Genomic DNA, 12,873 nt, shown 5'->3' with positions numbered 1-12,873 from the left:
GGGCCGAATCGGTCCATGGGCTTACGTAAACGTAAAGGGAAGGATGCGAGCATGGATTTCGATCTCACCGACCGGCAGGTCTATTGGCGCGACCGCGTACGCGATTTCATCGAGCGCAAGGTGCGTCCCGCCGTCCCCACCTATGACAAGCAGGACAAGGAAGGCGACCGCTGGAAAGTGATCCAGGTCGTCGAGGATCTGAAGGCCGAGGCGAAAGAGGCTGGCATCTGGAACCTGTTCATGCCGCCGCGCAGCGCCGCGCACCACCATGTCGACGAAACGATCGAGTTCGAAGGCCCCGGCCTCACCAACCTCGAATATGCGCTGTGCGCCGAGGAAATGGGCCGCGTCGGTTTCGCCAGCGAAGTGTTCAACTGCTCGGCGCCCGACACCGGCAACATGGAGGTGTTCCACCGTTACGGGACGCGCGCGCAGAAGGAAAAATATCTGCTGCCGCTGATGAACGGCCAGATCCGTTCGGCCTTCCTGATGACCGAACCGAAAGTGGCGTCTTCCGACGCAACCAACATCGAGACACGCATCGAGCGCGACGGCGACGATTATGTCATCAACGGCACCAAATGGTGGTCGTCGGGCGCCGGCGACCCGCGCTGCAACATCGCGATCGTGATGGGCAAGACCGATTTCGCCGCCAAGCGCCACGCGCAGCAGTCGATGGTGCTGATGCCGCTCGACGCCCCGGGGGTGAACATTTTGCGCCACCTGCCCGTCTTCGGTTACGACGATGCGCCGCACGGCCATATGGAAATCGAGCTGAAGGACGTCCGGGTCAACGCCGAAGAGGCGATGCTGCTCGGCGAGGGCCGTGGCTTCGAGATCGCGCAAGGCCGCCTCGGGCCGGGCCGCATCCACCATTGCATGCGCACGATCGGCGTCGCCGAGGAGGCGATTTCGAAGATGGCCAAGCGCCTCCAGTCGCGCGTCGCATTCGGCAAGAAGGTCGCCGAATACAGCATCTGGGAACATCGCCTGGCGCGCGCGCGCATCGACATCGAAATGACCCGCCTGCTGTGCCTCAAGGCCGCAGACATGATGGACAAGGTCGGCAACAAGTCGGCCGCGGCCGAGATCGCGATGATCAAGGTCCAGGCACCGAACATGGCGCTGAAGATCATCGACGACGCGATCCAGGCGCATGGCGGCGCGGGCGTGTCGGAAGATTTCGGGCTCGCCAAGGCCTATGCGCATCAGCGCACGCTGCGGCTCGCCGATGGTCCCGACGAAGTGCATGAGCGCGCGGTGGCGCGGATCGAATTCGCCAAGCATAGCGAAGCGAGCGAGCCGGGTTTCTCGTCGGGCGACATCGGCGTGTCGCGCTAAACTTTCCTCCCGCTTGCGCGAGGGATTGGGGGAGGGCCTGTTCCTCCCCCGCATCGCGACCGACACGCCCTCCCCTATCCCCTCCCGCAAGCGGGAGGGGGATGATATGGAGCTTTAGATGACCAAAGCCGCCATCCTGATCGAACCCGGCAAGCCGCTGCAGATCGAGACCGTCCAGATCGCCGATTGCGGCCCGCACGAGGTCCGCATCCGCACCGCCGCGTGCGGCCTCTGCCATTCGGACCTGCACTTCATCGACGGCGCCTATCCGCACCCGCTGCCCGCGATCCCCGGCCATGAGGCCGCCGGTATCGTCGAGGCGGTCGGCAGCGAAGTGCGCACGGTCAAGGTCGGCGACGCGGTGGTGACTTGCCTGTCGGCCTTTTGCGGCCATTGCGAATTCTGCGTCAGCGGCCGCATGTCCTTGTGCATGGGCGGCGACACCCGCCGCGCCCCCGGTCAGCCGCCGCGCATCACGCGCCCCGACGGCAGCATCGTCAACCAAATGCTCAACCTCAGCGCCTTTGCCGAGACGATGCTGGTCCACGAACATGCCTGCGTGCGCATCGACCCCGACATGCCGCTCGACCGCGCCGCGGTGATCGGCTGCGCGGTGACCACCGGCGCGGGAACGATCTTCAACGCGTGCAAGGTGACCCCGGGCGAGACCGTCGCGGTCGTCGGCTGCGGCGGCGTCGGCCTCGCGACGATCAACGCCGCGAAGATTGCCGGCGCGGGGCGGATCGTCGCCGCCGATCCGGTGCCCGAAAAGCGCGCGCTGGCGATCAAGCTCGGCGCCACCGACGTCGTCGACGCCCTCGCCGACGATGCCGCGAAGCAAATTCTGGAGCTGACCAAGGGCGGCGTCGACCATGCAATCGAAGCGGTCGGGCGCCCGGCCTCGGCCAGCCTCGCGGTCGCGTCGCTGCGCCGCGGCGGAACCGCGACGATCCTCGGCATGATGCCGCTCAGCGAGAAGGTCGGCCTGTCGGCGATGGACCTGCTCAGCGGCAAGAAACTGCAGGGCGCGATCATGGGCGGCAACCGCTTCCCCGTCGATATTCCGCGCCTCGTCGATTTCTACCTGCGCGGACTGCTCGACCTCGACAGCATCGTCGCCGAGACGATCCCGCTCGCGCAGATCAACGAAGGGTTCGACAAGATGAAGAAAGGCGACGCCGCCCGTTCGGTGATCGTATTCGACCAATGACATTGGACGCACAAAAGGCCTTCAGCGGCACCGTCGCGCCCGAGGGCGCCGATATCCTCGACGAGGCGAAGCTGACCGCATGGATGGAGGCGAATGTAGAGGGCTTCGAGGGCCCGCTGACGCAGGGCAAATTTGCCGGCGGCCAGTCGAACCCGACCTACAAGATTTCGGCGCCGTCGGGCAATTATGTCCTCCGCCGCAAGCCCTATGGCCAGCTGCTGCCCTCGGCGCACGCGGTCGACCGCGAATATAAGGTGCAAGCGGGGCTCCATAAGGCCGGTTTCCCCGTCGCGCGCCAATATGGCCTGTGCACCGATGACAGCGTCGTCGGCAGCTGGTTCTATGTCATGGGCATGGTCGATGGCCAGACGATCTGGGACGGCGCGATGCCGGGGTCGACGCCGGAGAATCGCCGCGCCACTTACGAGGCGATGATCGATACGCTCGCCGCGCTGCACAATGTCGATGTCGAGGCGGCGGGGCTGTCGGACTATGGCAAGCCGGGCAATTATTTCGGCCGCCAGGTCGACCGCTGGACCAAGCAGTACCGCCTCTCCGAAACCGAGACGATGGACGAGATGGAGCGGCTGATTGCGTGGCTGCCCGCGACGCTGCCCGAACAGACGCGCACCAGCGTCGTTCATGGCGATTACCGCATCGACAATATGATCTTTGCCAAGGACCGCCCCGAAGTGCTCGCGGTGCTCGATTGGGAGCTGTCGACGCTGGGCGATCCGCTCGCCGATTTCACCTATGTCGCGATGGCGTGGGTCACCGAAAATGGCGGCCGGTCGGGGGTCGAGGATCTCGACCGCGTGGGCCTGGGCATTCCCGAACTGGGCGAAATGGTCACCCGTTATTGCGCCGCGACGGGCCGCGACGGGGTGCCCGACATGAACTGGTATTTCGCCTATAATTTCTTCCGCCTCGCGGGCATCATCCAGGGCATCAAGAAGCGCGTGATCGACGGCACCGCCTCGTCGCAGCATGCCAGGGACATGTCCGAGCGCGTCCGCCCGCTCGCCGAAAGGGCGTGGGATTTCGCAAAGAAGGCGGGCGCATGAACCTGTTCGACATGACCGGCGAGGTCGCGCTGATCACCGGATCGTCGCGCGGCATCGGCAAGGCCATCGCCGAGGCGATGGCCTTCCACGGCGCCAAGGTCGTGATTTCGAGCCGCAAGCAGGACGCGTGCGACGCGGTCGCGGCCGAACTCAACGCGCAATATGGCGAAGGCACCGCGATCGCGATCGCCGCCAATATCTCGTCGAAGGACGGGCTGCAGAATCTGGCCGACGAGACCGTCGCGGCCTTCGGCCCGGTCACCGCGCTCGTCTGCAACGCCGCGTCGAACCCCTATTACGGGCCGTCGGCGGGAATCAGCGACGACCAGTTCCGCAAGATCATGGAAAACAACATCCTGTCGAACCATTGGCTGGCGCATATGTGTGCGCCCGCGATGCTGGCGGCGGGCAAGGGGTCGATCACGATCATTAGCTCGATCGGCGGCCTCAAAGGCTCGTCGATCCTCGGCGCCTATGCGATTTCGAAAGCCGCCGACATGCAGATGGCGCGCAATTTGGCCGACGAATTCGGGCCGCAGGGCGTGCGCGTCAATTGCATCGCGCCGGGGCTGATCAAGACCGATTTCGCCCGCGCTTTGTGGGAAAATCCCGAGAATCTGGAAGTTTCGACGCGGCGATCGTCGCTGCGCCGGATCGGCGAGCCCGAGGAAATCGCCGGGGCGGCGGTGTTCCTCGCCAGCCGTGCCGGCGGCTTCACCACCGGCCAGACGATCGTCATCGACGGCGGCAACACTTCGAGCGGAGGATAAGATGGGCGCATTGGACGGCAAGATCGCGATCATCACCGGCGCCGGTTCGGGTATCGGACGCGCGAGCGCGCTGCGCTTCGCCGCCGAGGGCGCGAAGCTGGTGCTCGGCGACAAGACCGCAGCGGTGCATGATACGGCGCAGTTGGTGAAGGACGCGGGCGGCGAGGTCGTCGCGCTCGAAATCGACGCGGGCGTCGAGGCCGATGTCGAAAAGCTGGTCGCGACCGCGAAGGACAGCTTCGGCGGACTCGACGTGGCCTTCGCCAACGCCGGTATTATCGGCGACATGGGCGGTATTTTCGATTTCGATCCGGCCGCCTGGGCCGAGACGCTGCGCGTCAACCTGATCGGCCCGGCGTTGATGGTGAAGCATGCCGGCAAGGCGATGGTCGACCAGGGCCGCGGCGGCGCGATCGTCCTGACCGCGAGCGTCGCGGGGATCAATTCGGGCGCCGGCCCCGGCGCCTATTCGGCGTCGAAGGCGGGGGTGATCAACCTCGCCAAGACCGCCGCGCAACAGCTGACCACCAGCGGCGTGCGCGTCAACGCGATCTGCCCCGGCCTCACCGAGACCGGCATGACCAAGCCGACCTTCGACTATGCCAAGGCCAAGGAAGTTACGCACAAGCTCGGCCAGCTCAATCCGCTCAAGCGCGCCGCGCAGCCCGAGGAACTCGCCAATGTCGCGCTCTTCCTCGCCAGCGACCAGGCGAGCTATGTCAACGGACAGGCGATCGCGGTCGATGGCGGGCTCACCAGCTCGCACCCGGTGACGCGCCAGCTATTGGGCCAGACCTCGCACTGAGGAGAGACGAGATGCAGTATCGGCAGCTTGGCGACAGCGGCATCGAGGTTTCGGCGATCTGCCTCGGCAGCTGGCTGACCTATGGGGTCGGGGTCGACGACAGCGCGGGGCGCGCCTGCGTCGATGCGGCCTTCGATGTCGGGATCAACTTCATCGACACCTCGAACATCTATGGCCGCGGCGCGGCCGAGAGCTTCCTCGGCGACGTGCTGAAGGAGCGGCCGCGCGACAGCTATGTGCTCGCGACCAAGCTCTTCTTCCCGATGACCGAGACCGACAAGGGTTTGTCGGCGGCGCAGGTGGCGAAGCAGATCGATGCGAGCCTGACGCGGCTCCAGACCGACTATATCGACCTCTACCAATGCCATCGTTACGATCCCGACACCCCGCTCGAGGAGACGATGGAAGCGCTGAGCGAGGTCGTGCGCAGCGGCAAGGCGCGCGCGATCGGCTTTTCCGAATGGTCGCCCGAGCAGATCGAGGCAGCGGTCGCGCTTGCCCCGCCATGCGTCAAATTCGTTTCGAGCCAGCCGCAGTACAGCCTGATCTATCGCCGCGCCGAAGCGAAGGTGATCCCGGTCAGCATCGCGAACGGCATCGGGCAGATCGTCTGGTCGCCCCTCGCGATGGGCGTGCTCAGCGGCAAATATGCGCCCGGCGCGGCCCCGCCCGCGGGCACCCGCGCGGCGGGCGACGATGCGGCCTTCATGAAGCTCTATATGACCGACCCGGTGCTCGAAGCGGTGCAGGGCCTGAAGCCGATCGCCGACAAGGCGGGCTGTTCGATGGCGCAGCTTGCGATCGCCTGGGTGCTTGCGCAGCCGGGCATCACCAGCGCGATTGTCGGCGCAAGCCGCCCCGAACAGTTGCGCGAGACCGCCAAGGCCGCCGATCTGGCGATCGACCCGGCCTTGCTCGCCGAGGCCGCCGCCATCCTCGAAGGAGTTCGTGTTTCGTGAGTGGTTCGAAGAATCAGGGTTTCGACGCCGCGCGGCTGGACCGCATCCCCGCCTTCCTCAAGGCCAAATATGTCGATGCCGGGCGCCTGCCGCACGCCGCGACCCTCGTGTCGCGCGGCGGCGAGATCGCGCATCTGTCGCTCGTCGGCGAGGGCCGGCCGGGCGAAGCGCTGAAGGAAGACGCGATCTTTCGCATCGCAAGCATGACCAAGCCGATCACCAGCATCGCCTTCATGATGCTGGTCGAGGAGGGCAAGGTCGCGCTGAGCGATCCGCTGACCAAATTTTGCCCCGAGTTCAAGGACACTGGCGTCTTCGTCGCGGGCGGGGGCAATGTGCCCTTCCTGACCCGGCCGCCGACGCAGCCGATCCGCATGGTCGACCTGCTGCGCCACACCGCCGGGCTGACTTACGGGTTTCAGGAGCGCACCCCCGTAGACGCCGCGTACCGCAAGGCGCGAATCGACGATTTCGACGCCGATTATACGATGGACAGCTTCATCGCGGGGCTCGCGAAAATCCCGCTGCAGTTCGACCCCGGCGCGCACTGGAACTATTCGATGGCGACCGACGTGCTCGGCGCGGTGGTCGAACGCATCGAGGGCAAGCCGTTCGCGCAGGTGCTGCAGGAGCGCATCTTCGGCCCGCTCGCCATGGTCGACACCGGCTTCAAGGTCCCCGCCGACCAGCAGCATCGGTTGACCGACTGCTATATGTTCGACCCGCAGGCGAAGATGAAAGCGTTCGACAGCGGCGACAAGAGCCGCTGGGCGAAGGATCGCAGCTTCCATTCGGGCGGCGGCGGGCTGGTCTCGACGCTCGCCGACTATCATCGTTTCTGCCTGATGCTGCTCGGCGGCGGGCAACTCGACGGCACGCGGATCATCAGCCGCAAGACGCTGGCGCTGATGACCGCGAACCATCTCGTCGGCGGCGGCGACCTCGTCCAGCATAGCGTCGGCATCTTTTCGGAGGCCGAAAATGCCGGGGTCGGCTTCGGGCTCGGCTTCGCGGTGACCGAGCAGCCGGCGCAGACGCTGACCCCCGGGTCGGTCGGCGATTATTATTGGGGCGGCATGTTCTCGACCGGCTTCTTCGTCGATCCGGTCGAAGAAATCGCGATGGTCTTCATGACCCAGCTCATGCCCTCTTCCACCTATCCCGTGCGGCGCGAGGTCAAGACCTTGATCCACGCCGCGCTCAACGACTGATCCCCATTCAAGGAGCCTGAAATGTCCGAAGAAACCCCGAACAGCGTCACGCTGGAGAAGGACGGCAATGTCGCCGTCGTCATCGTCAACAACCCGCCGGTCAACGCGCTGAGCTGGCACGTCCGCGAGGGCCTCGCCAATCACTTCGCGACCGCGCTCGCCGACGACAGCGTCGAGGCGATCGTGCTGCGCTGCGACGGCAGCACCTTCATCGCCGGCGCCGACATCAGCGAATTCGGCAAGGCGCCGCGCGGTCCCGATTTCAACGCGGTGCTCAACAGCATCGAACAGGCGACCAAACCGGTCGTCGCCGCGATCCACGGCACCGCGCTCGGTGGCGGGCTCGAAACCGCGCTCGTCTGCCATTACCGCGTCGCGGTGCCCTCGGCGAAGCTCGGCGTGCCCGAGGTCAAGCTCGGCCTGCTGCCCGGTGCCGGCGGCACCCAGCGCCTGCCGCGCGTCGTCGGCGTCGAAGCCGCCGCGACGATGGTGTCGTCCGGCGATCCGCTGCCTGCCGCCAAGGCGAAGGAACTCGGCCTCGTCGACGCGCTCGCGGGCGAGGACAGCCTCGCCGCCGACGCGATCGCCTTTGCGCGTACCAAGATCGCCGACGGCCCGCGCCCGACGCGCGAACGCGCCGTGTTCGGCGACGTCGCGATCATCGAACAGCTCAAGACCGCCAACGCCAAAAAATGGCGCGGGTTCGACGCGCCCTATGCGAACCTCGCCTGTGTGGAGGCCGCGACGCGGCTGCCGTTCGACGAGGGCCTCGCCTTCGAGCGCCAAGAATTCACCAAGCTGATGTTCGGCAGCCAGTCGGCGGCGCAGCGCCACATCTTCTTCGCCGAACGCCAGGCCGCGAAGATCGACGGCCTGCCCAAGGACACCGCGCTGCGCGACATCAAGAAGGTCGGCGTGATCGGCGCCGGCACGATGGGCGGCGGCATCAGCATGAACTTCCTCCAGAAGGGCATTCCCGTCACCATCGTCGAGATGCAGCAGGAAGCGCTCGACCGCGGCACCGGCGTGATCCGCAAAAATTACGAGGCTTCGGCTGCCAAGGGTCGCTTCAAGCCCGAGCAGGTCGAGCAAATGATGGGCATATTGACCCCGACGCTCAACCTCGACGATCTCGCCGACTGCGACCTGATCATCGAGGCGGTCTATGAGAATATGGACGTGAAGAAGGAAATCTTCGCGAAGCTCGATACGATCGCCAAGCCCGGCGCAATCCTCGCGTCGAACACCAGCTACCTCGACATCGACGAGATCGCGACCGCGACGAGCCGCCCGGGCGACGTGCTCGGTATGCACTTCTTCTCGCCCGCCAATGTCATGAAGCTGCTCGAAGTGGTGCGCGGCGACAAGACCGCGCCCGACGCTCTGGCCACCGCGATGGCGATCGGCAAGAAGATCGGCAAGGTCGCGGTGGTCGCTGGGGTGTGCGACGGCTTCATCGGCAACCGCATGCTCAAGCCGCGCCAGGTCGAGGCGATGAACCTGCTGATGGAAGGCGCGACGCCGCAGCAGATCGACAAGGTCCATGTCGATTTCGGCATGCCGATGGGCCCGTTCCAGATGAGCGATCTCGCCGGCGTCGACATCGGCTGGCACCGCGACCCGACGCGCATCGAAAGCATCCGCGACGCGCTCGCCGCCAAGGGCCGCTGGGGGCAGAAGACCGGCAAGGGCTTCTACGACTATGACGAGAAGCGCAACCCGACCCCGAGCGCCGAAGTCGCCGAGATCATCGAGGATTTCCGCCAGCAGTCGAACAAGGCGAAGCGCGAGATCAGCGACCAGGAAATCATCGAGCGCACGCTATACCCGATGGTCAACGAAGGCGCGCTGATCCTGGCTGAAGGCAAGGCGCAGCGCGCGTCGGACATCGATGTCGTGTGGATCTATGGCTATGGCTGGCCGGTCTATCGCGGCGGCCCGATGTTCTGGGCGGGACTGGAAGGCACCGACAAGATCGTCGCGGCGCTCGAGAAGCATGGTTTCGCAGTCGCCCCGCTGCTCAAGGAAAAGGCCGAGGCGAAGAGCGGCTTCTAAAACCCCTTCGCTCACGAAAGGCAGGCCGTCTGTCCCACCGCGGGGCAGGCGGCCTTTCTTTTGCCCGGGAGCCGCCGCAGGCATGAGCGAAGACTTGCGATTCAGGGTTAAAGCGCTGGCAAGACCTGCCGTTAGGGCAGAGCATGAATGCCATGTCCCTGCTCGCCATCCTGATGCTCACCGGAAGCACGGCCGCCTCGGCGCCGGTCGCGACGCCGCAAGCGAGCGCGGTCGGCATCGCGCGGGCGCGGATCATCGCGCCGGCGGAAGTGCGGCGGGTCGATGGGCGGCTGGAAGTCCGCACGGGCGACCGCAAGGCACCGACGCAGGTGCATCGCGGCGAACGGAAGGATGGCGGCGAGACCGCGGATTTCTACTAGCAGCCGTCATCCCAACCTCCCGTTTGTGTCGAGCGAAGTCGAGACACGCCAGCACCGCGCCAGACGCATCTCGACTTCGCTCGATGCAAACGGAGTGGGGTTTGGATTGGCTGGGTTAGAGCGTCTGGATGATCGCCGAAAAGTCGCGGCCGTCCTTGTCGGCCTCGACAAACGCCTCATAGAGTTCGCGCGCCTTCGATCCCATCGGAACATCGGCGTCGACGCTCGCCGCCGCCTCCATCGCGAGACGCAAATCCTTGAGCATCAGAACCGCGGCGAAGCCGCCCGCATAGCCGTTGTCGGCAGGGGTCACCGGGCCGACGCCGGGAAGCGGTGCGTAGCTGGTCAGCGACCAGCACTGCCCCGACGACACGCTGGCGATGTCGAAGAATTTCTGCGGATCGAGTCCGAGCTTCTGCGCGAGCGCAAGCGTTTCGCACGTCGCGATCATCGAGGCGCCGAGCAGCATGTTGTTGCAGATCTTCGCCCCCTGCCCCGCGCCCGCGTCGCCGGCATGGATCACCGCCTTGCCCATCCTGGCAAGGATCGGTTCGGCGCGCGCGAAGCCCTCGCCGGTGCCGCCGACCATGAAGGTCAGCGTGCCGGCATTGGCGGCGGCGATGCCGCCCGACACCGGCGCGTCGACCGCAACGAGGCCCTTGGCGGTGGCGGCTTCGATGTTCGAACGCGCGGTCGCGACGTCGATCGTCGAGCAGTCGAGCAGCAAGGTGCCCGGCGCGGCGTTGGGGAAGACGTCGGCTTCATAGACGCCCGCGACATGCTTGCCCGCGGGAAGCATCGTCACGACCGCCTCGGCGCCGGTGACGGCTTCGGCCGCCGATGCGGCGCGGGTGCAGCCTGCCTCGACCGCGCGGGCGAGCGCTTCCTCGCTGAGGTCGAAGGCGCGGACCTCGTGGCCCGCCTTGGCGAGATTGGCAGCCATGCCGCCGCCCATATTGCCGAGTCCGATGAATGCGATTTTCATTGTCTCTCCCCTCCCGCTTGCGGGAGGGGCCGGGGGAGGGCCTGTCCCGAATATTGCACTGATGGAGAGGAAACAGACCCTCCCCTAACCCCTCCCGCAAGCGGGAGGGGCACCGGGCTCACCGCCCCTTCCACACGCCTTCGCGCTTTTCGATGAAGGCGGCCATGCCTTCGGCCTTGTCCTCGGTCGCGGCGAGGATCTGGAACAGGCGGCGTTCGTAGATCAACCCCTGGTCGAGCGTCGTTTCGAACGCGGCGTTGACCATGTCCTTGTTCACCATCGCGGCCATCGGCGGCATCGCGGCGATCGTGGTCGCGGTCTTCACCGCTTCGTCGACGAGGCCTTCATGCGCGACGACGCGCGCGACGAGGCCCGAGCGTTCGGCTTCGGCGGCGTCCATCATCCGGCCGGTGAGGCACATTTCCATCGCCTTCGCCTTGCCGACCGCGCGGGTCAGCCGCTGCGATCCGCCCATGCCGGGGGCGACACCGAGCTTGATTTCGGGCTGGCCGAATTTCGCTTTTTCGCTGGCGATGATGAAATCGGCCATCATCGCGAGCTCGCAGCCGCCGCCCAATGCGAAGCCGTTCACCGCGGCGATCCAGGGCTTGCGGACCTTCTTCACGAAGTCGCTCGTCCATTTCGAGAAGAAGTCCTCGAGGTAGAAATCGGCGGCAGGCTTGTCGGCCATTTCCTTGATGTCGGCACCCGCAGCAAAGGCCTTGTCGCCCGAGCCGGTGAGCACCGCGCAGCGCTGGCTATCATCGGCTTCGAACGCTGCGAAGGCCGCAATCAGGTCGTCGAGCACGCCCGAGTTCAGCGCGTTCAGCGCCTGCGGACGGTTCAGCGTGACGAGCGTCACCGCGCCCTTTTGTTCGACGAGGATGGTTTCGTAGGTCATAGCGGTTTCCATTCTTCCTGTTCGGGGAGCGGCGCGAAGATCGCGGTGATCAGATCGTCGCCGACGCCTTCGGGCGTCGCGGGATTCCATTGGGGGGCATTGTCTTTCTCGACGATCACCGCGCGCACGCCCTCGGCGAAGTCGGGGCGGGTCAGGACGCGGCTGCCGATACGATATTCCATCGCCATGTTGGCGGCGAAATCGGGCAAATCGAGACTGTCTGCCAGCTGGCGCAGCGCGACCTTGCATGTCTGCGGGCTTTTGGTGCGCAGCGCCGCGAGTTCCTTCGCCGCCCATTCGCCGTCGTCGGCCTCGAGCGCGGCGAAGATATCTTCGAGCCGGTCCGATGCGAAGAGCCGGTTGATCAAGGGAATCTGCGCCGCGATCTTCGCCTCGGGCGGGGTCACCGACAGCTCACCCAAGATGCCGCCGATGCGGTCGGGGTGCTCGGCGATGCGTGCCTTGGCCTCGGTCAGCTTGTCCGCCGGGAGATAATGGGTCGCGAGACCGAGCGCGAGGCATTCGGCGCCGTCGAGCCGTGCGCCGGTGAGCGCGAGGAAGGGACCCACGCGGCCTTCGAGCCGCGAGAGATACCAGCCGCCGCCGACGTCGGGGAACAGGCCGATCCCGGTTTCGGGCATCGCGAGGCGTGTGTTCTCAGTCGCGACGCGATAGCGGGCGGGCAGCGAAATCCCGACCCCGCCGCCCATGGTGATGCCGTCCATGAAGGCGACCACCGGCTTGCCATAAGTGAAGAGCAGATGGTTGAGCTGATATTCGTCGTGGAAGAAGCGGCGCCCCGAGACGCCGTCGTCGGTCAGCGCCGAGTTGCGCAGGAAGGCGATATCGCCCCCGGCGCAGAAACCGCGCCCTTCGCTATGATCGAGCAGCACCGCCTGCACCGCGGCATCGTCTTTCCACGCGACGAGTGCGTCGGTCATGGCATGCACCATGTCGAGATTGAGCGCGTGGATCGCCTTGGGGCGGTTGAGCGACAGCCGGCCCGCGCCGCCTTCGGTCGAGATGAGAATATCTTCGGTCATTCACCCTCACAAACCTTCTCCCATTGGGAGAAGGATATCGAAGCCTTACCGCTGAAAGCGGTTAGGCGGAGTTGGACGAGGGGTTACGCCCTGTCGATGGCGCACCGCCCCTCACCCAGCTACGACCAGCCAGCAAGCTGGCAAGTCTG

General features: G+C 65.9%; 12 protein-coding genes. 9 read left to right on the top strand and 3 right to left on the bottom strand.

The window, feature by feature from the left end; translation table 11 throughout:
• The first annotated feature begins 51 nt into the window (after positions 1-51).
• From AC07U1_RS06345 to AC07U1_RS06305, 9 genes are all read left to right on the top strand, one after another.
• Positions 52-1,341, top strand: coding sequence for an acyl-CoA dehydrogenase family protein (locus AC07U1_RS06345; protein WP_495177109.1), 1,290 nt, complete (start codon positions 52-54; stop codon positions 1,339-1,341).
• Between the two features lie 118 nt (positions 1,342-1,459).
• Entirely contained in the window at positions 1,460-2,551 is a 1,092-nt protein-coding gene (locus tag AC07U1_RS06340) for a Zn-dependent alcohol dehydrogenase (RefSeq protein WP_495177110.1), read from the top strand.
• On the top strand, positions 2,548-3,615 hold the full coding sequence (locus tag AC07U1_RS06335) for a phosphotransferase family protein (RefSeq protein ID WP_056342223.1): 1,068 nt from the start codon (positions 2,548-2,550) through the stop codon (positions 3,613-3,615). Before AC07U1_RS06340 ends, AC07U1_RS06335 begins: the two co-directional genes overlap by 4 nt.
• Entirely contained in the window at positions 3,612-4,385 is a 774-nt protein-coding gene (locus tag AC07U1_RS06330) for an SDR family NAD(P)-dependent oxidoreductase (RefSeq protein ID WP_056342220.1), read from the top strand. Before AC07U1_RS06335 ends, AC07U1_RS06330 begins: the two co-directional genes overlap by 4 nt.
• A gap of 1 nt (position 4,386) precedes the next feature.
• Positions 4,387-5,190: an SDR family NAD(P)-dependent oxidoreductase gene (locus AC07U1_RS06325; protein ID WP_056342217.1), complete on the top strand. Its 804-nt coding sequence runs from the start codon at positions 4,387-4,389 to the stop codon at positions 5,188-5,190.
• Positions 5,191-5,201: 11 nt separating this feature from the next.
• Complete coding sequence (locus AC07U1_RS06320; protein WP_495177111.1) at positions 5,202-6,149, top strand: aldo/keto reductase family protein; 948 nt, start codon at positions 5,202-5,204, stop codon at positions 6,147-6,149.
• Positions 6,146-7,360 (top strand): serine hydrolase domain-containing protein, encoded by a 1,215-nt coding sequence (locus AC07U1_RS06315; RefSeq protein WP_495177112.1) that lies wholly within the window; start codon positions 6,146-6,148, stop codon positions 7,358-7,360. The genes AC07U1_RS06320 and AC07U1_RS06315 overlap by 4 nt, the downstream gene beginning before the upstream one ends.
• A 21-nt stretch (positions 7,361-7,381) precedes the next feature.
• Complete coding sequence (locus tag AC07U1_RS06310; RefSeq protein ID WP_187139201.1) at positions 7,382-9,415, top strand: 3-hydroxyacyl-CoA dehydrogenase NAD-binding domain-containing protein; 2,034 nt, start codon at positions 7,382-7,384, stop codon at positions 9,413-9,415.
• Between the two features lie 152 nt (positions 9,416-9,567).
• Positions 9,568-9,795, top strand: a complete 228-nt coding sequence (locus AC07U1_RS06305; RefSeq protein WP_495177113.1) for a hypothetical protein — start codon at positions 9,568-9,570, stop codon at positions 9,793-9,795.
• A 115-nt stretch (positions 9,796-9,910) separates the two neighbouring features.
• Here AC07U1_RS06305 and mmsB read toward each other — a convergent pair whose 3' ends face one another.
• The 3 genes from mmsB to AC07U1_RS06290 all read right to left on the bottom strand — a co-directional run bounded on the left by mmsB (position 9,911) and on the right by AC07U1_RS06290 (position 12,724).
• On the bottom strand, positions 9,911-10,780 hold the full coding sequence (gene mmsB / locus AC07U1_RS06300) for a 3-hydroxyisobutyrate dehydrogenase (protein ID WP_495177114.1): 870 nt from the start codon (positions 10,778-10,780) through the stop codon (positions 9,911-9,913).
• A 118-nt stretch (positions 10,781-10,898) separates the two neighbouring features.
• Entirely contained in the window at positions 10,899-11,681 is a 783-nt protein-coding gene (locus AC07U1_RS06295; RefSeq protein ID WP_495177115.1) for an enoyl-CoA hydratase-related protein, read from the bottom strand.
• Positions 11,678-12,724, bottom strand: a complete 1,047-nt coding sequence (locus AC07U1_RS06290) for an enoyl-CoA hydratase/isomerase family protein (RefSeq protein ID WP_495177116.1) — start codon at positions 12,722-12,724, stop codon at positions 11,678-11,680. Before AC07U1_RS06290 ends, AC07U1_RS06295 begins: the two co-directional genes overlap by 4 nt.
• Between the last annotated feature and the right edge of the window lie 149 nt (positions 12,725-12,873).

The organism is Sphingopyxis sp. GW821-FHT02C12, from assembly GCF_059421785.1.
The sequence above is the reverse complement of the archived record's forward strand: the minus strand, read 5'-3'. Positions and strand labels throughout refer to the sequence as shown.